Below are 19,622 nucleotides of genomic sequence, written 5' to 3'. Positions count from 1 at the left end.
GCCGGAGTTCAGGCCTGATGGGCGTGAACAGTGAGTCCACATGGACGACCTCGACGACCTGCACGACATGGACCACCGGATCGTTTCGGCGCTCAGGGAGTGCGGCACCGACCCGCGCGTCGCCGGCGCCGCCCGTGCCCTGTCCTGGGCGGGGGAACACGCGGCGCTGTGGCTGGCGGCGGGGCTCGCCGGAGCCACCGTCGACGGCGGACGACGCGGCGCCTGGCTGCGCGGCACGGCCCTCACCGCCGGGGCGCACCTGGTCAGCATGGGGCTGAAACGGGTCGTGCGCCGGCCGCGCCCCGCGCACGTCGAGCCCCTGGTGCGCACCGCCGGCCGGCACTCCTTCCCCAGCTCCCACGCCACCTCCGCCGCGGCCGCCGCCGTCGCCTTCGGCGCCCTGGGTGCCCACGCGGTGCCGCCGCTCGCCGGCCTGGTGTGCGTCTCACGGCTGGTGACCGGCGTCCACTTCCCCACGGACATCGCCGCCGGGGCGGCCCTCGGCGCCCTCACGGCCCGGCTCGGCGCACGCTGGATGCGGGAGGGGGTCCACCATGCCTGAGACGGCCGTCCTGCGGCAGCGCACCCACGAGGAGCGGCCCGCACCACCTCACAAGGGTGGTCTCCTGGCCGGGCTCCTCAGGACCGCGCGCCCGAAGCAGTGGGTCAAGAACGTCCTCGTGGTCGCCGCCCCGACCGCCGCCGGCGAGCTCTTCTCCCGTCACGCCCTGATCCAACTGGCCCTGGTCTTCCTCCTCTTCACGGCGTGCGCCGCCGCCGTCTACCTCGTCAACGACGCCCGCGACGCCGACGCCGACCGCGCCCACCCCGTCAAACGGCACCGCCCGGTCGCCGCCGGGCAGGTCCCCGTACCCGTCGCCTACGCCGTCGGCGGCTGCCTCGGCCTCCTCGCGCCCGCCGCCGCGGCCTGGCTGTGCGGCCCGGCCGTCGCGGCCCTGCTGACCGCCTACCTCGCGATGCAACTGGCCTACTGCATCAGCCTCAAGCACGTCCTCGTCGTCGACCTCGCGGTCGTCACCACCGGCTTCCTGATGCGGGCCATGGTCGGCGGACTCGCCCTCGGCATCCCGCTGTCCCGCTGGTTCCTGATCACCACCGGCTTCGGCGCGCTGTTCATGGTGTCGGCCAAGCGCTACTCGGAAGCCGTCCAGATGGCCGGAAAGGCGGGCGCCACACGGGCGTTGCTCACCGAGTACACCACCGGCTACCTGCGCTTCGTCTGGCAGCTCGCGGCCGGTGTCGCCGTCCTCGGCTACTGCCTGTGGGCCATGGAGGAGGGCGGCGTCCCGCACACCAGCGTGCTGCCCTGGCGCCAACTGTCCATGGTGGCCTTCATCCTGGCGATCCTCAGATATGCCGTCTTCGCCGACCGCGGCACGGCCGGCGAACCCGAGGACGTCGTCCTGCACGACCGCGCCCTCGCCCTCATCGGCGTGGTCTGGATGGCGATGTACGGCCTGGCCGTGGCGAATTGGTGACCACACACGCGCGACGAGGCTCCGCCACCCCCGGCCGCCGGTCGCGCGCGTGGCGAGCCCCCGGCATCCCCGGCCGCCGGTGGCGGGCATGGCGAGCCCCCGGCATCCCCGGCCGCCGGTGGCCGGCGTGGCGAGCCCCCGGCATCCCCGGCCGCCGGTGGCGGGCATGGCGACGCCCCGCCATCCCCGGCCGCGGGTCGCGCGCGTGGCGCGGTCCCGGCACCCCCGGTCGCCGGGAACTGCTCGGCTTCGCCGCCGTCGGGCTCCTCGCCTACGCCGTCGACCTCGCCCTGTTCACCGCGCTGCGCGGCCCCGCCGGACTCGACCCGATCACCGCCAAGTCCCTGTCCTTCCTCGCCGCCTGCACGGTCGCCTACGCGGGCAACGCCCTCGGCACCTACCGCACCGCCCGCACACCCGGCCTGCGGGCGTACGCCGCGTTCTTCGCGGTGAACCTCGCCGGAGCCGCCGTCCAGCTGCTCTGCCTGGCCGTCAGCCACTACGGCCTCGGCCTCACCTCGCAGCGCGCCGACACCGTCTCCGGCACGGTCGTCGGTATGGCGCTGGCCACAGTCCTGCGGTTCTGGGGTACCCGTACATGGGTGTTCCGGGCGGAGGGCAGAGTCGGATCATGGACTGGCTGAAAAGACTCCCGGTGATCGGGCCGTGGGCGGAACGGCTGATGATCACCCACGCGTGGCGGTCGTACGAGCGGCTCGACCGCGTGAAGTGGACGCGGCTGGCCGCCGCGATGACCTTCACCAGTTTCGTCGCGCTGTTCCCGCTGCTGACGGTGTCCGCCACCATCGCCGCCGCCACCCTCAGCACGGAGCAGGAGCACACACTTCAGGACAAGCTCGCCCAGCAGGTCCCCGGCATCTCCGACCAGCTCGACATCGCCGGCCTGGTCGACAACGCCGGCACCATCGGGCTCATCGCGGGCGGCCTGCTGTTCTTCACCGGCGTCAGCTGGGCCGGGTCGATGCGCGAGTGCCTGCGGGCGGTGTGGGAGCTGCCCGACGAGGAGGAGAACCCCGCCGTGCGCTACGGCAAGGACGCGGGCGTCCTCATCGGCCTCGGCGGCGCGCTCCTCGTCACCATCGCCGCGTCCGCCGTCGCCTCCGCGATGGTCGGCTGGATCACCAGGGAAGCCGGCATCGACGAGGGCGGCTGGGGCGGGGTCCTGCTGCACATCGCCGCGTTCCTGATCGCTGTGCTCGCGAACTTCCTGCTGCTGCTCTACGTCCTGACGCTGCTGCCCGGCGTCGAGCCGACGCGCCACCGCCTGTTCGTGGCGGCACTGACCGGCGCGATCGGCTTCGAACTGCTGAAGCTGCTGCTCAGCGGCTATCTGCAGGGCGTGGCGGCGAAGAGCATGTACGGCGCGTTCGGCGTGCCCGTCGCGCTGCTGCTGTGGATCAACTTCACCTCGAAGCTGGTGCTGTTCTGCGCCGCCTGGACGGCGACGCAGAGCAAGGCGGACGAAGTCCCGGAGTTCACGGACGGGGCCGGCGGCGCACCAGATCCGGCAGCGGCCATCGGCGGTTGACCAGGAACGCGGCGCCCGCGAGCAGCACCAGCAGCCCGCCCGTGATGCCGAGCGCGGTCCCTATGCCGCTGGAGCCGTCCGCGGCCGGGGCGCTCGCCGCCGGTTTCGAACCGGTCCCGCCCGTGCCGCTGCCGCCGTCCCCGGAGCCGCCCGCCTCGCCGGAGGGGTTCGCCCCGGGCTTGGCCTGCGCGGCACCCTTGGGCGGCACCAGCTCACCCACCGGCTGCACCTTCCCGGCCGCCTTGAAGCCCCAGTCGAACAGCCGGGCCGTCTCCTTGTAGACCTCGTTGTGCTCGGGCTTCTCCGGGTTCATCACCGTCACCAGCAGCACCTTGCCGCCGCGCTCGGCGACACCGGTGAAGGTGGCGCCGGCGTTGGTGGTGTTGCCGTTCTTGACGCCCGCGATGCCCTGGTAGACGGGCACGTCCGAGTCGCCGGCCAGCAGCCGGTTGGTGTTCTGGATCTCGAAGGACTCGCGGACCTTCTTGCCCTTCTTGCCCTTCTTGGTCTCCCCGGGGAACTTGGCCCGCACCGTCGAGGCGTACTCGCGGAAGTCCTTCTTCTGCATCCCGGACCGGGCGAACAGCGTCAGGTCGTACGCGGAGGAGACCTGCCCCTCGGCGTCGTAGCCGTCCGGGCTGACGACGTGCGTGTCGAGCGCCTGTAGCTCCTCGGCGTGCTCGTTCATCTCCTCGACGGTGTTGTCGACGCCCTTGTTCATGGCGGACAGCACGTGCACGGCGTCGTTCCCGGAGCGCAGGAAGACGCCCAGCCACAGGTCGTGGACCGTGTACGTCTCCTCCTCCTTTATGCCGACCATGCTGGAGCCCGAGCCGATCCCGGCCAGGTCGGCGGGGACGACCTTGTGCCGGGTGTCCCCCGGGAACTTCGGCAGCAGCGTGTCCGCGAACAGCATCTTCAGCGTGCTGGCAGGGGCGAGGCGCCAGTGCGCGTTGTGCGCGGCCAGGACGTCCCCGGACTCGGCGTCGGCGACGATCCAGGAGCGGGCGGTCACGTCCTTCGGCAGCACCGGCACGCCGCTCGCCAGGTTCACCTGCGTACCGGGCCTGCCGAGCCGGGCACCGCCCACGGTCGACATCGACGCCGGGGGCGTGGCCGAGGGGCTCGCCGACGGGCTGCCCGAGGGCTTCGGGGCGGCGACGGCGGCGGGTGCGGCCAGGGCGAGGGACGACAGGACGGCGGAGGTGACCAGCAGGGATCGCCTGACGGTCTGCTTCGGAGCGGGCACGGTCGGAAACGTACATGCCGTACGGGGGGAAGTCCCGCCCCCGGCTCCACCCCGCGAACGGAACCGGACAGGTCCTGGCGATACTGGGTGCATGAAGCTCAGCCGCCCCGTCTCCTGGTTCCTGCTCGCCTTCGGGGTGTGGAGCTGGGTCATCTGGATCACTTTCGTCAAGAACCTGGTCAAGGACGGCAGCGGGCTCGCCTTCGACGACGGCCGTCCCACGGCCTACTTCTGGGTGCACCTGCTGCTCGCCGTCGTCTCCTTCGTATTGGGGACGGTCATCGGGGCCATCGGGTTGCGTGGTCTGCGCGCACTGCGCCGGACGTCATAGCGGCGATCGGGAGACTCGACACCGTGGTCATCGTTTTCGTACTCGTCGCCGTACTGGTCCTGGCCGTCGTCGTGACGGCCAACTGGTTCATGTGGCGCCGCCTGTTCCGCGACACGACGAGCGGCCCGGGCCTCGTCCGGCGCGCGGGTGCGGTGCTGATCGCCGGTGGCTGGCTGCTGGCGATCGGAGCCCTGGTCGCCGAACGCTCCGGGGCCCCCTTCGGGCTCCAGCAGACCCTCGCCTGGCCGGGCTTCCTGTGGCTGGCCCTGTCGATGTACCTGCTGCTGGCGGTGGTGGCCGGCGAGATCGTCCGGCCGCTCCTGCGCCGGTTCCTGGACCACCGGGCGAGACGGACGGACCAGGTCCCGAGCGAGGGTTCACAGGGGAACGACGTCGGCACCGGCGCGACCCGCGAGACCGCGACCGCCTCGCGGACGGGCGGCACGGGCGGGGCGACCGGTCCCGCGACGGCCCACGCGACCGCCACCCACCCGCCGAACGGCCCCGGCGCGGACACGCCACCCGAGGGCTCCGCGGAGCCCCGCACCACCCTCGGCCCCGGTGCGGACACGCCCCCCGAGGGCGCTCCGGAACCCCCTGCCACCCCGGACCCGACCGGCACCGCCACCCCCGTCGGCCCCTCCCGCCGTCTGTTCGTCTCCCGGATCGTCGCCGGGGCCGCGGCGGCAGCCGCCGTCGGGACCGTGGGGTACGGGACGTACGATGTGCTGCGCGGGCCGAAGGTCAAGCGGGTCACCGTGCCGCTGGCCAAGCTGCCGCGCGCCGCGCACGGGTACCGGATCGCCGTCGTCAGCGACGTGCACCTCGGCCCGGTCCTGGGACGTGGCTTCGCGCAGAAGGTCGTCGACACGATCAACGGCACCCAGCCCGACCTGATCGCGGTCGTCGGCGACCTGGTCGACGGCAGCGTGAAGGACCTCGGTCCCGCGGCGGCCCCACTCGCCCGGCTGAGGGCGCGTCACGGGTCCTACTTCGTCACCGGCAACCACGAGTACTTCTCCGGCGCCGAGCAGTGGGTGGAGGAGGTCCGCCGCCTGGGCATCGACCCCCTGGAGAACGCCCGCCGGGAGATGCCGTACTTCGACCTGGCCGGGGTTAACGACGTCGCGGGCGAGAACGAGGGACAGGGCCCCGACTTCGTGAAGGCGCTCGGCGACCGGGACACCGCACGCGCGTGCGTGCTGCTCGCCCACCAGCCCGTCCAGATCCACGAGGCCGTCGAGCACGGCGTCGACCTCCAGCTCTCCGGTCACACCCACGGCGGCCAGCTCTGGCCCGGCAACCTCATCGCCTCCGGCGCCAACCCCACCCTCGCGGGACTGGACCGCTACGGCGACACCCAGCTCTACGTCTCCCGCGGCGCCGGCGCCTGGGGCCCGCCCACCCGCGTCGGCGCACCCTCGGACATCACCGTCATCGAGCTCGCATCGAAACAGGCCTGACCGCCGCAACCCGGTGAGAACGCCGTGAAACCGGACCGAACGGCCCATTAGTCAGTGCTTTCGGAGGTCGGCGGCGGGCAGTACCCGTCGGACGGCACGGGCGTGTTCCGTCTGCGGAGCCTCACCGCGCTCTGAGGGCCCGCCCCCTCAGGACTCGGTGCGCCGCCGGGCCGCCGGATCGGGGATGGCGTTCGTCATCCCCGGCAGGAACTCCGTGAACAGCTCGTGCACCTCGCGCACGAGCGGCCGCAGCACCCGGAAGCGGGCCAGGGCGACACCCCGCGCGGTGAGCCGGGCACCGCGCTCGGCCAGCCGGTAGCTGCGCTCGCGCCCCTCGGTGCGGTCGAAGATCCAGTACAGGACGAGCCCCATCTGGGACAGCCACATCAACTCGGGCAGGATGTCCCGCAGCTCCTCGGGGACCTTGGTCTTCGTGGCCCCGGCGAGCACCTCCCGGTGGACGCTGATGGCCTCCTCCCGCGCGTGCTCCGACTCGGGGGAGAACGGGCTGAGCGGGCTGTCCGGGTCGGCGGCGTTCTTGAAGAACTGCACCGCGAACTCGTGGTACGGCGCGGCGATGTCGAGCCAGGCCCGCAGCACCCCCGCGAGGCGGGGCTCCAGGTCGCGCTCCCGGTCCAGGATCTCCCGGACCGCCACCTGGTGCTCGGCGGCGATCCGGTCGTAGAAGCCCTGGATCAGGTGCTCCTTGCCCGCGAAGTAGTAGTACGCGTTGCCGACGGAGACCCCGGCCTCCTTGGCGATGGCCCGCATCGTGGTCTTGTCGTAGCCGCGCTCCTGGAACAGCCTCATGGCCGTCTCCAGGATCAGGGCGCGGGTCTGCTCGGACTTGGTGGGGAGGGCGCCGTCGTCGGGGCCGTCGTTCTTCGCGGACACGGGAAGAGAGCCTAACGTCAGCGCGGGTCCGGCCACCGCGGGGCGCAGGTGCCGTCGGCGCAGCCCGGCGCGGTGTAGCTCCAGCCACCGTCCGGGTCGTACGACCAGCCGTCCGCCCGCCGGTAGACCCGGCCGCCCCACTGCGCCCCGCCGCGCTGTCCCCGGTGCCACTGCGCGCCACGCCACTTGGCGGCGGCGAGCACCGCGCCCTTGGCGAGCCGGGCGCCGGCCGGGGTGCTCAGCCGGTGGGCGAGCGGCCGGTGCTCGCGCAGCGCCCACAGGGTGACCACCCAGGCGGCGGGGCCCCGGTAGACCTGCCCGGCGTCGCCGACGACGGTGATCTCGTCGAGGGTGGCGCCGTGGTCGAGGCCGGGGAAGCGCCGCCTGGCCTCCTCGGAGGCGGCCGGGACCAGCTCCAGCGGCACCAGCTTCGGCTGCCGCAGGAGCCAGTCGCGCAGGAACGCACACAGGGAGCACTCGGCGTCGTAGAGGACGGTGAGCCGGCGGACCGGGGTGGCCGCGTGTGTGCCGGTGGCGCGCGTTCCGGTCGTGCTGGTGCTGGTGCTGGTGCTGGTGCCGGTGGCGTTCACGTGGGTCTCCGCTCAGGCCTGCGGCTGCGGGGCGACCCAGCCCTGCGGCGGCACCGGCGGCACCTGCTCCCGTTCCATGGCGCCCCGGCGCCGGATCCGGTTGAGCACGTAGACGTTGGCGAGGTGCATCACGCCGAGGACCAGCAGCACCACGCCGAGCTTCGTCGACAGGGCCTCGAAGATGCCGCGTGCGTCGGTGATGGTCCCGTCGCCACTCAGGTACAGCGCGACGAACCCGAGGTTGACGAGGTAGAAGCCGACCACCAGGAGGTGGTTGACGGCGTCGGCGAGCTTCTCGTTGCCGTGCAGCACGTCGGCGAGGAAGACCTTGCCGTTCCGGCTGAGCGTGCGGGCCACCCAGACGGTCAGGCCGATGCTGACCAGCAGGTAGATGACGTAGGCGATGACCGTGCGGTCCATTGCCCCACCCTTCTTGAACACGTTCAAAACGCTGTCGGGGATGACTCTAGACCTACTTTTGAACATGTTCAACACAAGGGCTCGGTGGGATTGTCAGTGGTGCCTCGTACTGTCGTCCGCATGGGAATCGTGACGTTCGTCGACGAGACGACGGCGGGGGAGCGACGGACGGCCTGGGGGCTGGAGATCGCCGAAGAACGGCTGACCGTACGGGAACTGATCCGGCGCCGGGTGTTCCAGGAGGTCGCCGAGTACAACGCCCGTACGCCGGAGGTCTTCCAGGGACTCGTGCAGCCCGAGGACACCGAGCGCGTGCTCAACGGCTACGCGGTGCGCACGCCCCGCCGGATCGACCCCGAGAGGCAGACGGCCCTGGCCGAGCGGGCCTTCGCGGGGAACGGCTTCCTGGTGCTGGTGGGGGACCGTCAGGTCACCGACCCGGACGAGGAGATCGACCTCGCCCTCGGCACCGAGGTCACGTTCCTGAAGCTCGTCCCCTGGTAGGTGGCTGATGAGCTCCTTCCGCACGCCCCGGTCGCACGCGGACCGGCTGCGCGACAGGATCGCCGACGGCGACATCGGCGGGGTCGCCGACGAGGCGCTGCGCGTCATGGACTCCAGCCGGGGCGCCTGGGGCGCGGGCTGGGAGAGGGTGCTGGACCAGCTCCGGTCCCTGCCGGCCGAGCACCGCCGCGCGCTGCTGCACGCCTTGGCCGACCGTTTCCACCAGGCCGGTGACGACACCGAGGCCCGCTGCCGCCATCTCGCCCTGGGCGCCCTGGTCGCCGAGGGCCTCGACGGCGCGGAGCGGCTCGCCGACGATCCGCTGGCCGCCGAGCGCCGCAAGGCCCTGGACGACCTCGCCCGCCAACACTCCTTCTGGTACGCGGCCCGCTTCGAGGTCCTGTGCCGGGCCGAACTGGCCGCCGGCCGCCCCCTCCCGGCCCCCGTCGTGGCCGTCGTCCGCCGCGCGGCCCTGGACGCCTACCGCGCGGCCGACCTCGTCGCGCTGGCCCGGCAGCTCACCGACCCCGTCCTCAACGTCGGCGAGGCCTGGGCGGAACAGGCCCTGAGCGACGCCACCGGCCCCGACTGGCAGGCCCTGCTGGCCCACGCCCTCACCGCCACCGCCTCCAGGCCCACGGCCAAGTGGGACAAGGGGGCCCGTGCCCTCCTGGACGCCCTCGGCACCGACCGCGTCCGCGAGACGGTCCTGTCCTGGCTCGCCCTCGTCGGCCGCCCGCGCACCCTCCCGCTGGAACGCCGGGCGTGGGAGCCGGACGTCGACAACGCCTACGACCCGTACAACGCGACGGCCCTGCGCGGCCTGGCCTGGCTCCTCTCCCTGCTGCCGCCCCACCCCGGCACGGCCCGGGCCCTGGGCGCCCTGGTCGAGACGTCACTGAAGAAGGTCGCGGGCCTCGGCCCGCGCAACCCCAAGGTCGCCAACGCCGGCGTCGTCGCGCTGGCCCGCATCGACTCCGAAGCGGCCCTCGCCGAACTCGCCCGGCTGGCCACCCGGGTGACGTACAAGAACACCGCCAAGCTCCTCGACACCGCCCTGGAGGCGCGCGCCACCGCCCTCGGCCTCGCCCGCGAGGAGATCGAGGAACTGGCGGTACCGGCGTACGGCCTGACGGACGTCGGCCACGCCGAACACCGCCTGGGCGAGACGACGGCACTCCTCGAAGTCCGCGGCCCGCGCGCCGTGCTGAGCTGGCGCAACGCCGCGGGCAAGCCGGTCAGGACGGTGCCGGTGGCCGTGAAGCGCGACCACCCGGACGAACTGAAGGACCTCAAGACGGCGGTCAAGGACATCGACAAAATGCTCTCGGCGCAGACCGAGCGCCTGGACCGCCAGTTCCTGGCCCGCCGCAGCTGGCCGTACGCCGTGTGGCGCGAGCGGTACCTCGACCACCCGTTGGTCGGCACCCTGGCCCGCCGCCTGCTGTGGACGATCGACGGCACGACGGCCGGCTACGCGGACGGTGAGCTGCGCACGCTGGCCGACGAACCCCTGACGGGGGGCGACCGGGTCGAACTGTGGCACCCGGTCGGCCACGAACCCGCGCAGATCGTCGCCTGGCGCGACTGGCTGGAGCGGCACGGCGTCACCCAGCCGTTCAAGCAGGCCCACCGCGAGGTCTACCTGCTCACGGACGCCGAGCGGGCCACCCGCACGTACTCCAACCGCTTCGCGGCCCACATCGTGCGCCAGCACCAGTTCCACTCCCTGGCCGCGCTGCGCGGCTGGCACAACAAGCTGCGCCTGTGCGTCGACGACTCGGCTCCGCCCGCGACCCGTGAGCTGCCCCGATGGGGCCTGCGCGCCGAGTACTGGATCGAGGGCGACGGCGAGGAGTACGGCGTCGACACCACCGACTCCGGCAGCTATCTGCGCCTGCGCACCGACCAGGTCCGCTTCTACCCGCTCGACGCCCCGCAGAACTCGGCACACTGCTACGGCGGCGCGTACACCATGTGGCTCGCCCCCGGCCAGGACCCCGTCGCCCCGGTGCCGCTGGAGGACATCCCGCCCCTGGTCCTCTCCGAAGTCCTGCGCGACGTGGACCTGTTCGTCGGCGTGGCCAGCGTCGGCAACGACCCGACCTGGCAGGACGGCGGCCCCGGCGGCCGCTTCCAGGAGTACTGGACGTCGTACGGCTTCGGCGAGCTGAACGCGAGCGCCGAGACCCGCAGGCTCCTGCTGGAGCGCCTGGTCCCGCGCCTGGCGATAGCCGAGCGCTGCACGCTGGAGGGCCGCTTCCTCCACGTCAAGGGCGACCGCCACACGTACAAGATCCACCTGGGCTCGGGCAACATCCTCCGCACCCCGAACGACCAGTACGTCTGCATCGTCCCGAAGTCCACCCCGACGACCCCGGCAACGGGCTACCTCCCCTACGAGGGCGACCGCATGCTGGCGGTCATCCTCAGCAAGGCGATGCTGCTGGCGGCGGACACGAAGATCACAGACCCTTCGATCCTGAGCCAGTTGTGAGACTCAGTCGCTCGTCCTCGCCTGCCCGGCCTTGAGGATCTCGGCCACGTCGAGGGTCACCTTCGCGCCGATGGAGTCGGGGAGGGTGACGAGCTCGCCGGGGGCGTGCGGGCGGTGGTTCTCGTAGCCGCTTCCCGCCGGGTCGGTCAGGACGTGGAGGCGTTGGTGCTTGCGGTCCACGATGACGTAGACCGGGACTTTCGCCTCGGCGTAGGCGGCCACCTTCGTCTTCAGGTCGTTCTTCCAATTGCTGGAGGTGACCTCCAGCACCATGCGGAAGCACACCGCTTCGTAGGCGTTGTTCTCGACGTGATGGTCCTCGAAGTCGGCGTCCACGATCGCAAGATCGGGGATGGCGTAGTCCTCCGCCTCCATGGGCAGCCAAAGACCGACGCCCTGAAGGACCTCGGTTTCGCCTCCATCCAGGTCGGCTGCCATGAAGGGACGCATGAGCTTGGTCAGCGCGCGAGCATGGGCGCCGTCAGGGGACGGGGTCACGAGGAGATGGCCTCCGATGATCTCGACGCGGTAGCCCGGATGGCGCTCCATGATCTCGTCGGCGATGGTCGTCAGGGTGACCGGCTCTTCGTCGTGGAAGGGCTGCTCGACGGAAGCTGCGGACATCAGGTGCCTCCTGGGAACTGGTGTCGAGAGCATCATCGTAGGCCGGGCCCGGCCCACGGGTCCGTTCCAAGCGTGTTCACCCGATGGTGTGGCATATGCCAGAGGGCCCCGTCTCCAGCGGAAACGGGGCCCTCCTCAGCAACCTGCGAGGCTCAGTAGCGGCGCGTGATCAGCGCACGCTTCACCTCGGCGATCGCCTTCGTGACCTCGATACCGCGCGGGCACGCGTCCGTGCAGTTGAAGGTCGTGCGGCAGCGCCACACACCGTCGCGGTCGTTGAGGATCTCCAGGCGCTGCTCGCCCGCCTCGTCACGCGAGTCGAAGATGAAGCGGTGCGCGTTGACGATGGCGGCCGGACCGAAGTACTGGCCGTCGTTCCAGAAGACCGGGCACGAGGTGGTGCAGGCCGCGCAGAGGATGCACTTCGTCGTGTCGTCGAAGCGCTCACGGTCCTCGGCCGTCTGGAAACGCTCACGCGTCGGCTCGTTCGTGTCCTTCGTGATGAGGAAGGGCATGACGTCGCGGTACGCCTGGAAGAACGGCTCCATGTCGACCACGAGGTCCTTCAGCACCGTGAGGCCCTTGATGGGCTCCACCGTGATCGGCTTCTCGGGGTTGATGTCCTTGATCAGCGTCTTGCAGGCAAGACGGTTCTTGCCGTTGATCCGCATCGCGTCCGAGCCGCAGATGCCGTGCGCGCAGGAGCGGCGGAACGTGAGGGTGCCGTCGAGGTCCCACTTGATCTTGTGGAGACCGTCGAGGACACGCTCCTTGGGGTCGATCTCCAGCTGGAAGTCTTCCCAGACGGCCTCGGCCGCGACCTCCGGGTTGAACCGGCGGATGCGGAAGGTGACCGTGATGTAGGGGGAGTCGGCGAAACCGGGCTCGGGCTTGCCGGCCGCGTCTTCCTTGTCCAGAACGGGGGTAGCCATCAGTACTTACGCTCCATCGGCTGGTAGCGGGTCTGGACGACCGGCTTGTAGTCGAGACGGACGGTTTCGGAGCCGTCGGCGCCGACCTCGCGGTACGCCATGGTGTGCCGCATGAAGTTGACGTCGTCGCGGTTCGGGTAGTCCTCGCGGTAGTGACCGCCGCGGGACTCCTTGCGGGCGAGCGCGGAGACCGCCATGACCTCGGCGAGGTCGAGCAGGTTGCCCAGCTCGATGGCCTCCAGCAGGTCCGTGTTGAACCGCTTGCCCTTGTCCTGGATCGAGACGTTCTTGTAGCGCTCGCGCAGCTCCGCGATCTTCTCGACCGCCGTCTTGATGGTCTGCTCGGTGCGGAACACCATGACGTTGGCGTCCATGGTCTCCTGCAGCTCGCGCCGCAGCTCCGCCACCCGCTCGTTGCCGGTGGCGTCGCGCAGCCGCTCCACCTGCTCGATCACGAGCTCCGCCGGGTTCTCCGGCAGCTCGACGAACTCCGCCTTCTGCGCGTACTCCGCGGCGGCGATGCCCGCGCGCTTGCCGAAGACGTTGATGTCCAGCAGCGAGTTCGTGCCGAGACGGTTGGCGCCGTGCACGGAGACGCAGGCGACCTCACCCGCGGCGTACAGGCCGGGAACGACCGTGGTGTTGTCCGCCAGGACCTCACCCTCGACGTTCGTCGGGATGCCGCCCATGGCGTAGTGGGCCGTCGGCTGGATCGGGATCGGGTCCGTGTAGGGCTCGATGCCGAGGTAGGTGCGCGCGAACTCCGTGATGTCCGGGAGCTTGGCGTCCAGCTGCTCCGGCGGGAGGTGCGTGAGGTCGAGGTAGACGTGGTCGCCCTCGGGACCGCAGCCGCGGCCCTCACGGATCTCCGTGTAGATGGAGCGGGACACGACGTCACGGGACGCGAGGTCCTTCATGACCGGCGCGTACTTCTCCATGAAGCGCTCGCCGTCCTTGTTGCGGAGGATGCCGCCCTCACCGCGGGCGCCCTCCGTCAGCAGGATGCCCATGCGCCAGATGCCGGTCGGGTGGAACTGGAAGAACTCCATGTCCTCCAGCGGCAGCCCGCGGCGGTAGACGGCCGCCTGGCCGTCACCGGTGAGCGTGTGGGCGTTGGACGTCACCTTGAAGAACTTGCCGCAGCCGCCGGACGCGTAGACCACGGACTTCGCCTGGAAGACGTGGATCTCGCCGGTCGCCAGCTCGTAGGCGACGACACCGGCCGACTTCTTGACGCCGTCGACCTCGGTGATCAGCTGGTCCAGGACGTAGAACTCGTTGAAGAACTCCACGCCCTCCTTGACGCAGTTCTGGTACAGCGTCTGGAGGATCATGTGGCCGGTGCGGTCGGCCGCGTAGCAGGAGCGGCGGACCGGGGCCTCGCCGTGGTTCCGGCTGTGACCGCCGAAGCGGCGCTGGTCGATCGTGCCGTTGGGCGTCCGGTTGAACGGCAGGCCCATCTTCTCCAGGTCGAGGACCGAGTCGATGGCCTCCTTCGCCAGGATCTCGGCGGCGTCCTGGTCGACCAGGTAGTCACCGCCCTTGACCGTGTCGAAGGTGTGCCACTCCCAGTTGTCCTCCTCCACGTTGGCGAGCGCGGCGGCCATGCCGCCCTGCGCGGCGCCCGTGTGGGAGCGGGTGGGGTACAGCTTGGTCAGCACGGCGGTGCGGCTGCGCTTCGTGGACTCGATGGCCGCGCGCATGCCCGCGCCACCGGCGCCGACGATGACGGTGTCGTACTTGTGGATCTTCATGATTCTCGCAGCCCCGTGCCTAGCGGATGTTCGGGTCGAAGGTGAAGATCACCAGCGTGCCCAGCAGGATGGTGAACACCGTGGCGGTGTAGAGCAGGCCCTTGAGCCACAGCCGGGTGTTCGCGCGCTCCGCGTAGTCGTTGATGACCGTGCGCAGGCCGTTGGCGCCGTGCAGCATGGCGAGCCACAGCATCAGCAGGTCCCAGACCTGCCAGAACGGGGACGCCCAGCGGCCGGCCACGAAGGCGAAGCCGATCTTGGAGACGCCGCCGTCCAGCACGAGCTGGATCAGCAGGTGGCCGAGGACGAGGACGACCAGCACGACGCCGGACAGACGCATGAAGAGCCAGGCGGCCAGCTCGAAGTTGCCCCGGGTGCTCTTCGGGGTCTTCTTGGTGCGCTGGCGCGGGGCCTCGATGAGCGGCGCCGGGTTGTCGACGGTGTAGACGGCGCCGCCCTCGACGGGGCCGACGCCGGCGGCGGACTTCTCAGTCGTGGACATTGGCGTCAGCTCCCGAAGAGTTCACGAGCGGCGTGGCCGAGAACGGGGTAGATCGCCCCGAGCATCAGCACGACCCAGAGGGCTACGACGGTCCAGAGCATCTGCTTCTGGTACCGGGCGCCCTTGATCCAGAAGTCGACGGCGATGACGCGCAGGCCGTTGAGCGCGTGGAAGAGGATGGCGGCGACGAGGCCGTACTCCAGCAGCGCGACGATCGGCGTCTTGTACGTGGCCACGACGTTGTCGTAGGCCTCAGGGGACACGCGGACGAGGGCGGTGTCCAGCACATGAACGAACAGGAAGAAGAAGATGAGGACGCCGGTGACTCGGTGAGCCACCCAGGACCACATTCCTTCCCGGCCGCGGTACAGCGTTCCAGCCGGCACGGAAGTTTCCTCCGGGAGCGGGGATTGGGGCCGCGCCGGCTTGGTGTGTCGGTCGGGCCCGGCCGGGTACGGTCCACCGGCCCCCAGCATCGTAGCGAGGCGCTGCCGCTGGGCTGAGCCGGGGTCCCGGGGTGTGATCAAACTGGCACGCAAAGGGGTACTGGTGGGCTAGTGCGGCCAGGGAGGCGAGGGGTGCCTCCGGGGCTGCCGGGTGCGGGCCGTCAGTGGTTGATCGCGCCCGCGCGGCGCCAGCCGCTTGTCGATTGGGGTCCCGCGCCCCTGAGGGCGTGCAGCAGCCGTTCCCTCGCGAGCCGCCGGAGTTCGTCCGCCGCGACCACGCGCTCCTCTTCGGGATCGTTCGTCAATCGTGACCGGACGGCCTCCAGGAGCCGGTCCAGGGCCTCGGAGGGGGACACGCCGTCCAGGCAGATGACGAACACGTGTCCGAAGCGGGCCTCGTAGGCGGCGTGCGCCGCGCTCAGGGCGGTGTGGGCGGCGGAGTACATGTCGGGCGGGAGCGTGGGAAGCGGCTCGGCCGCCAGTGCTTCGGTGAGGTCGGGCCAGCCGAGGTCGTAGGCCGCCTCGTCCGCCGCGGCCAGCAGGGAGTCCAGGTCCGGGTAGGGACGGTGCTCCGCGACGCGCCGGGCCCAGCGGAGGCTGCGCAGGCAGGAGAGGAGGACCTGCTCCAGGTCCTCCTCGGAGGCGGCGTTGAGGTGCTCCACCGGTATGGCGCGTCGACCGGGGAGATCGGGGAGACGGTGCGCGGGCAGCGTGGGTCCTCGTGGGCGTCACGTGTATCAGCAGGGCAAGTCGTGAGAGATGTGACGCCACGCTATCGAGTACGACCATGACGTGTCCGAGGGATGCCTGAATTTCACTCGGGAGGGAGGGTTTCGACGCGCGTGGTGGACGCGCGCCATGCGGCCCCGGGTCTTAGGTTGGCTGGGTGAGTCAGCACAGGCGCCGGACTTCGGCGAAGCAGGGGAAACAGCGGCAGGTGCTGGTCGTGGCGATGGCGGTAGCCCTGGTCGTCGTCGCGGCCGGGGTGAGTCTCGGGCTCTGGGCGGCCTCGGGCGGCGACGACGGGTCCACCGGCTCGGAGGCCAGATCCTCGCAGGGGGCCAGCGCGGCGGCGCCCCCGGACGGGGCGCCGGAAGCGGCCCCCACCCCCAGCCCGACCCGCTCCTACCCCCTGTCCGAGGCGCCCCGCACCATCCCCGCCGTGCGCGACCACGAGCCGGCGCGCGGCCCGGGCTGGCAGCCCGAGAAGGGCAGCCGGGTGGTCGTGGACGACCCCGCGCTGGCCGACGAGGGGAAGCTGGTCGCCGACGAGCTCGGGATGACGTACGCGGGCGAGAAGGGCGACAAGAAGGCCGGGGACCTGCGGCTGACACTGAACGGCGACAAGGGGGCGAACCCCGAGTCGTACGTGATGACCGTGCGCGACGGGCGGGTGGAGATCGACGGGCCCACCGACGCGGGGGTCTTCTACGGCACCCGCACGCTCAAGCAGGAGACCCACGACGGCGGCACGGCCCCCGAGGGCGTCGTGAAGGACGAGCCGGCCAAGCCGCAGCGCGGGTTCATGCTGGACATCGCCCGGAAGTACTTCACGGCCGACTGGATCGAGGACCGCGTCCGGGAGCTGGGCGACCTGAAGTTCAACCAGCTGGGGCTGCACTTCTCCGACGACCAGGGATTCCGGATCGAGTCCGACACGCAACCGGAGATCGTGTCCCAGCCGCATCTGACCAAGGCGCAGGTACGGAAGATCATCGACCTCGCGGAGAGCCGGCACATCACCGTCGTGCCCGAGATCGACTCGCCCGGGCACCTGGGCGCGGTCCTGCGTGCCCACCCCGACCTGCAGCTGCGCACCGCGCAGGGCTCGGCGGTGCAGGGCGCCATCGACATCTCCAAACCCGAGAGCGCCGAGATCGTCGACGAGCTGCTGAACGAGTACGCGGACCTCTTCCCCGGCAAGCCCTGGCACCTCGGGGCCGACGAGTACCAGGCGCTGGTCCGCTCCGACCCGGAGGCGTCGTTCCCGCAGCTGGCCGCGGCCGCGCAGGAGAAATACGGCTCCGGCGCCACGGTCGCCGACCTCACCACCGGATGGCTGAACGACCGGGCCGCCACCGTCCGCAAGCACGACCGCACCCCGCGCGCGTGGAACGACGGCTTCTTCCGCGGCACGTCCGTCGAGCCCGACAAGGACATCCAGGTCGCCTACTGGACCGGCAAGGAGATCGGCGCCCGGGAGCCCCTGGAGTACCTCCAGGCCGGCCGCAACGTGATCAACTACAACGACGAGTTCCTGTACTACGTGCTCGGCGAGCCGCAGACCTTCGTCTACCCGACGGGGCAGCGGATCTACGAGCAGTGGACGCCACGGGTGCTGCGCGGCACCGCGGCCGTGCCGGCGCGTTACGACGGCCAGATCCTCGGCGGGAACCTCGCCGTCTGGTGCGACCTGGCGAACTCCCAGACGCAGGGCCAGGTCGCGGCCGGGGTCCGGATGCCGCTGCGGGCGACCGTCCAGAAGCTGTGGGACCCGGGCGAGCCCGAGCTGACCTGGGCGCAGTTCCGGGCGCTGGCGGACAGGCTCGGCTGACCGGCACGAATTGGGCCATACGCCTGCGAACTCCCGTACGACTGTGGTGGTCTTCTCGCGAGCAGCATCGAATATGCCGGGGGGAACCGGGACATGGGCTACTGGGGATATTTCGTCGTGGGCCGCGGGGAGCGTCCGCTGCCGGAGCTGGACGCGCTGGCGGGGGCCGGGGACGCCGTCACGCAGCGCGCCTCGGCGCCGGGCGGATGGCAGGTGTGGGAGTTCCCGAGCAGCGAGGGCGACATCGGGAACATGAACGCCCTCGCCCGGGAGACCGGGGCACCCGCGCTCTTCGGGTACGTCATGAACAGCGCGTGCGTGGTGCTGGAGGCCGCGGCCCCGGAGAGCGGGGCGTGGACGACCTGCCTCGCGCGCTCCGCGATGGCCGGGTACCTGGGGTCGGGCCGGGAGGGGCTCGCGCTGGAGGACTACTTCCTGGAGCCCGGTGACGCCGCCGAGCGGGCGGTGCGCTGGGCCGCGGAGGCCGGGCGCGAGGTGAACGCCGACGCGCTGGTGGACGTACTGACTTCAGACCCTGATCCCCTGGCCGAAAACCTCTTGTTCCGCTTCCTCGACAGGCTGGGTGTGGTGCCCCTGTGACACTCCGGGGCCGTCGCACGCAGTAAGGGGAGGTGCGGGTTCCGTGAGGGGTGACGGCTGGCAGCGGCCTGGCCGGGCCTCGGAGAAGGCCCGCGGAGGGAGACGTGGATGAGCCTGGTGGAGTTGATCGCACAGGCCGACGAGCGCGGGCTGGCCGCGAGCGGGCTGGCTTGTTTGGATCGGTGCGTGCCCCTGCTGGGCGGCGACGACGAGATCCTCAGGCCGGTGTGGGCGAGTCTCAGCGACGGCGCCGGTGCCGAGGAGTGGGGCGAGCGGCTGGAGCAGGCGCGCGGCAAGCTGGACGCGGCCGGCGCCGGGGACGAGGCGGCCGCGCTCGCCCACCGGATGCTCGAGGCCGCCCCCGCCGAGCGGTCCGCCGCCGCGGTCCGGGTGTGGGCCGACGCCTGCTCCGTGGCCTCCCTCCAGATCCACCGGCTCCTCGACACCGCCGAGGACGACGCCGCGTCCGTCGACTCCCGCCGCGAAGGGCGCACGGACGGCATGTCGCCCCTCGTCGCCGCCGAACTGCGCCGCCAGGTCACCGTCCTGGAGGTCCTCGCCGGACACGGTCCGGCCGGGCTGCGCCGGGCCCTGGAGGTGTCGGTCGAGGGACGTCGGGTCCTGCGCGCGGTGGTCTCCCGCCGGAGCCGGCAACAAGGCTGACGGAAGCGGCCCCGGGTGCCCTGACCGGCCTAAACCCCGTTCCTGGGAGAGTCCTGTGACTGTCCCTTGGGCGAGGTGGGGTGGTCCTGCGCCGCTTCGAAGAAGTCGCCGGTTCCGGGTGACGAAACGCTTCGCCCCAGCGCTTTCCCGGGTGTGACGACTCAAGCGGAGACCAGGCCATCGGCGGCTGCGAAGCCGCTGCGATGGGCGGCGGACACGGTGGCGACGATGCGCGAGGGAGCCCGGCTGCACCTCGACTACTCGGCGCAGAGCCTGTGGAGCGTCGACCGGATGATCGAGGGGATACGGCGGGAGGGGGCGCCCGACGCCGCCGTGCAGCAGGTGCTGCGCGGCTTCGGCGCGTACGCCGGTGAGGTGATGGCGCGTCAGACCGGCGCCGAGTGGTGGGCGACCGGCGGCGACCACTGGATCCGCACCCCCGACGGGCGCCTGTGGGACCCCCTCGACGAGGCCCGCCGCTGCTACGGCGGCCATGGCTCACTGCGGCTGCTGTGCCGGGACGCGATGAGCACCGCGCCCCGGCGTTAGCG

22 protein-coding genes are annotated in these 19,622 nt (G+C 71.4%); 12 read left to right on the top strand and 10 right to left on the bottom strand.

The features are described 5' to 3' along the window. Nucleotides 1–40: 40 nt before the first annotated feature. The 4 genes from ACFZDI_RS04130 to ACFZDI_RS04115 all read left to right on the top strand — a co-directional run bounded on the left by ACFZDI_RS04130 (nt 41) and on the right by ACFZDI_RS04115 (nt 3,048). Nucleotides 41–562 carry a phosphatase PAP2 family protein gene (locus tag ACFZDI_RS04130; protein ID WP_391247584.1) on the top strand — a complete coding sequence of 174 codons (522 nt, stop codon included), beginning with the start codon at nt 41–43 and terminating at the stop codon, nt 560–562. Next, nucleotides 555–1,499, top strand: a complete 945-nt coding sequence (locus tag ACFZDI_RS04125; protein WP_391247582.1) for a decaprenyl-phosphate phosphoribosyltransferase — start codon at nt 555–557, stop codon at nt 1,497–1,499. The genes ACFZDI_RS04130 and ACFZDI_RS04125 overlap by 8 nt, the downstream gene beginning before the upstream one ends. A gap of 182 nt (nt 1,500–1,681) precedes the next feature. After that, nucleotides 1,682–2,143 carry a GtrA family protein gene (locus ACFZDI_RS04120; RefSeq protein WP_391248033.1) on the top strand — a complete coding sequence of 154 codons (462 nt, stop codon included), beginning with the start codon at nt 1,682–1,684 and terminating at the stop codon, nt 2,141–2,143. Continuing rightward, nucleotides 2,131–3,048: a YihY/virulence factor BrkB family protein gene (locus tag ACFZDI_RS04115; RefSeq protein WP_234850400.1), complete on the top strand. Its 918-nt coding sequence runs from the start codon at nt 2,131–2,133 to the stop codon at nt 3,046–3,048. The genes ACFZDI_RS04120 and ACFZDI_RS04115 overlap by 13 nt, the downstream gene beginning before the upstream one ends. On the opposite strand, the gene ACFZDI_RS04110 is transcribed toward ACFZDI_RS04115, so the two are convergent. Beyond that, nucleotides 2,996–4,297 carry a D-alanyl-D-alanine carboxypeptidase family protein gene (locus ACFZDI_RS04110; RefSeq protein ID WP_391247580.1) on the bottom strand — a complete coding sequence of 434 codons (1,302 nt, stop codon included), beginning with the start codon at nt 4,295–4,297 and terminating at the stop codon, nt 2,996–2,998. The genes ACFZDI_RS04115 and ACFZDI_RS04110 overlap by 53 nt on opposite strands. A 91-nt stretch (nt 4,298–4,388) precedes the next feature. Between ACFZDI_RS04110 and ACFZDI_RS04105 the strand changes: the two genes are divergently transcribed. Both ACFZDI_RS04105 and ACFZDI_RS04100 read left to right on the top strand, forming a co-directional pair. Beyond that, nucleotides 4,389–4,628 carry an SCO4848 family membrane protein gene (locus ACFZDI_RS04105; RefSeq protein ID WP_003992504.1) on the top strand — a complete coding sequence of 80 codons (240 nt, stop codon included), beginning with the start codon at nt 4,389–4,391 and terminating at the stop codon, nt 4,626–4,628. Nucleotides 4,629–4,651: 23 nt separating this feature from the next. After that, complete coding sequence (locus ACFZDI_RS04100; protein ID WP_391247578.1) at nt 4,652–6,091, top strand: metallophosphoesterase; 1,440 nt, start codon at nt 4,652–4,654, stop codon at nt 6,089–6,091. A 147-nt stretch (nt 6,092–6,238) separates the two neighbouring features. On the opposite strand, the gene ACFZDI_RS04095 is transcribed toward ACFZDI_RS04100, so the two are convergent. The 3 genes from ACFZDI_RS04095 to ACFZDI_RS04085 are packed head-to-tail and all read right to left on the bottom strand — an operon-like array spanning nt 6,239 to nt 7,995. Then, a complete protein-coding gene (locus ACFZDI_RS04095; RefSeq protein WP_361109191.1) occupies nt 6,239–6,985 on the bottom strand; it encodes a TetR family transcriptional regulator in 747 nt (248 codons plus the stop codon). A gap of 17 nt (nt 6,986–7,002) precedes the next feature. Next, complete coding sequence (locus ACFZDI_RS04090) at nt 7,003–7,575, bottom strand: DCC1-like thiol-disulfide oxidoreductase family protein (protein WP_308287406.1); 573 nt, start codon at nt 7,573–7,575, stop codon at nt 7,003–7,005. 12 nt (nt 7,576–7,587) lie between these two features. Next, entirely contained in the window at nt 7,588–7,995 is a 408-nt protein-coding gene (locus ACFZDI_RS04085; protein ID WP_234846993.1) for a hypothetical protein, read from the bottom strand. A gap of 120 nt (nt 7,996–8,115) precedes the next feature. Here ACFZDI_RS04085 and ACFZDI_RS04080 point away from each other — a divergent pair, with 120 nt between their 5' ends. Then, entirely contained in the window at nt 8,116–8,499 is a 384-nt protein-coding gene (locus ACFZDI_RS04080; protein WP_391247576.1) for a hypothetical protein, read from the top strand. Nucleotides 8,500–8,506: 7 nt separating this feature from the next. Next, entirely contained in the window at nt 8,507–10,996 is a 2,490-nt protein-coding gene (locus ACFZDI_RS04075; RefSeq protein ID WP_391247574.1) for a DUF4132 domain-containing protein, read from the top strand. Between the two features lie 3 nt (nt 10,997–10,999). Here ACFZDI_RS04075 and ACFZDI_RS04070 read toward each other — a convergent pair whose 3' ends face one another. The 6 genes from ACFZDI_RS04070 to ACFZDI_RS04045 all read right to left on the bottom strand — a co-directional run bounded on the left by ACFZDI_RS04070 (nt 11,000) and on the right by ACFZDI_RS04045 (nt 15,916). Next, nucleotides 11,000–11,620: a Uma2 family endonuclease gene (locus ACFZDI_RS04070; RefSeq protein WP_391247572.1), complete on the bottom strand. Its 621-nt coding sequence runs from the start codon at nt 11,618–11,620 to the stop codon at nt 11,000–11,002. A gap of 152 nt (nt 11,621–11,772) precedes the next feature. Further along, nucleotides 11,773–12,552, bottom strand: coding sequence for a succinate dehydrogenase iron-sulfur subunit (locus ACFZDI_RS04065; RefSeq protein WP_234846997.1), 780 nt, complete (start codon nt 12,550–12,552; stop codon nt 11,773–11,775). Beyond that, nucleotides 12,552–14,306 carry a succinate dehydrogenase flavoprotein subunit gene (gene sdhA, locus ACFZDI_RS04060; RefSeq protein ID WP_234846998.1) on the bottom strand — a complete coding sequence of 585 codons (1,755 nt, stop codon included), beginning with the start codon at nt 14,304–14,306 and terminating at the stop codon, nt 12,552–12,554. Before sdhA ends, ACFZDI_RS04065 begins: the two co-directional genes overlap by 1 nt. Nucleotides 14,307–14,325: 19 nt before the next feature. Continuing rightward, nucleotides 14,326–14,808 (bottom strand): succinate dehydrogenase hydrophobic membrane anchor subunit, encoded by a 483-nt coding sequence (locus ACFZDI_RS04055; protein ID WP_234846999.1) that lies wholly within the window; start codon nt 14,806–14,808, stop codon nt 14,326–14,328. Between the two features lie 5 nt (nt 14,809–14,813). Then, on the bottom strand, nt 14,814–15,194 hold the full coding sequence (sdhC, locus tag ACFZDI_RS04050; protein WP_010047075.1) for a succinate dehydrogenase, cytochrome b556 subunit: 381 nt from the start codon (nt 15,192–15,194) through the stop codon (nt 14,814–14,816). Between the two features lie 221 nt (nt 15,195–15,415). After that, on the bottom strand, nt 15,416–15,916 hold the full coding sequence (locus tag ACFZDI_RS04045) for a 2-oxo-4-hydroxy-4-carboxy-5-ureidoimidazoline decarboxylase (protein WP_234847000.1): 501 nt from the start codon (nt 15,914–15,916) through the stop codon (nt 15,416–15,418). A 224-nt stretch (nt 15,917–16,140) separates the two neighbouring features. Here ACFZDI_RS04045 and ACFZDI_RS04040 point away from each other — a divergent pair, with 224 nt between their 5' ends. From ACFZDI_RS04040 to ACFZDI_RS04025, 4 genes are all read left to right on the top strand, one after another. Then, nucleotides 16,141–17,808, top strand: coding sequence for a family 20 glycosylhydrolase (locus ACFZDI_RS04040; protein ID WP_391247568.1), 1,668 nt, complete (start codon nt 16,141–16,143; stop codon nt 17,806–17,808). A gap of 93 nt (nt 17,809–17,901) precedes the next feature. Then, nucleotides 17,902–18,408 carry a hypothetical protein gene (locus ACFZDI_RS04035; RefSeq protein WP_391247565.1) on the top strand — a complete coding sequence of 169 codons (507 nt, stop codon included), beginning with the start codon at nt 17,902–17,904 and terminating at the stop codon, nt 18,406–18,408. 108 nt (nt 18,409–18,516) lie between these two features. Beyond that, nucleotides 18,517–19,071: a hypothetical protein gene (locus ACFZDI_RS04030; RefSeq protein ID WP_234847002.1), complete on the top strand. Its 555-nt coding sequence runs from the start codon at nt 18,517–18,519 to the stop codon at nt 19,069–19,071. A 153-nt stretch (nt 19,072–19,224) separates the two neighbouring features. Further along, nucleotides 19,225–19,620 carry a hypothetical protein gene (locus ACFZDI_RS04025; RefSeq protein WP_234847003.1) on the top strand — a complete coding sequence of 132 codons (396 nt, stop codon included), beginning with the start codon at nt 19,225–19,227 and terminating at the stop codon, nt 19,618–19,620. Nucleotides 19,621–19,622 lie beyond the last annotated feature (2 nt).

The sequence above is a fragment of the Streptomyces sp. NPDC007907 genome (assembly GCF_042959365.1).
In the GTDB taxonomy this organism is placed as follows: Bacteria; Actinomycetota; Actinomycetes; order Streptomycetales; family Streptomycetaceae; genus Streptomyces; species Streptomyces indiaensis.
Note: the sequence above shows the minus strand (reverse complement) of the source record. Positions and strands in the feature narration are given on the sequence as shown.

Bases quoted from the DNA above. Each gene is read 5' to 3' on its own strand.
- ACFZDI_RS04030 (WP_234847002.1), top strand. From the start codon at position 18,517: ATGAGCCTGGTGGAGTTGATCGCACAGGCCGACGAGCGCGGGCTGGCC.
- ACFZDI_RS04125 (WP_391247582.1), top strand. From the start codon at position 555: ATGCCTGAGACGGCCGTCCTGCGGCAGCGCACCCACGAGGAGCGGCCC.
- ACFZDI_RS04105 (WP_003992504.1), top strand. From the start codon at position 4,389: ATGAAGCTCAGCCGCCCCGTCTCCTGGTTCCTGCTCGCCTTCGGGGTG.
- ACFZDI_RS04075 (WP_391247574.1), top strand. From the start codon at position 8,507: ATGAGCTCCTTCCGCACGCCCCGGTCGCACGCGGACCGGCTGCGCGAC.
- ACFZDI_RS04130 (WP_391247584.1), top strand. From the start codon at position 41: ATGGACGACCTCGACGACCTGCACGACATGGACCACCGGATCGTTTCG.
- ACFZDI_RS04070 (WP_391247572.1), bottom strand. From the start codon at position 11,620: ATGTCCGCAGCTTCCGTCGAGCAGCCCTTCCACGACGAAGAGCCGGTC.
- sdhA (WP_234846998.1), bottom strand. From the start codon at position 14,306: ATGAAGATCCACAAGTACGACACCGTCATCGTCGGCGCCGGTGGCGCG.
- ACFZDI_RS04080 (WP_391247576.1), top strand. From the start codon at position 8,116: ATGGGAATCGTGACGTTCGTCGACGAGACGACGGCGGGGGAGCGACGG.
- ACFZDI_RS04035 (WP_391247565.1), top strand. From the start codon at position 17,902: ATGGGCTACTGGGGATATTTCGTCGTGGGCCGCGGGGAGCGTCCGCTG.
- ACFZDI_RS04085 (WP_234846993.1), bottom strand. From the start codon at position 7,995: ATGGACCGCACGGTCATCGCCTACGTCATCTACCTGCTGGTCAGCATC.
- ACFZDI_RS04055 (WP_234846999.1), bottom strand. From the start codon at position 14,808: ATGTCCACGACTGAGAAGTCCGCCGCCGGCGTCGGCCCCGTCGAGGGC.
- ACFZDI_RS04115 (WP_234850400.1), top strand. From the start codon at position 2,131: ATGGACTGGCTGAAAAGACTCCCGGTGATCGGGCCGTGGGCGGAACGG.
- ACFZDI_RS04065 (WP_234846997.1), bottom strand. From the start codon at position 12,552: ATGGCTACCCCCGTTCTGGACAAGGAAGACGCGGCCGGCAAGCCCGAG.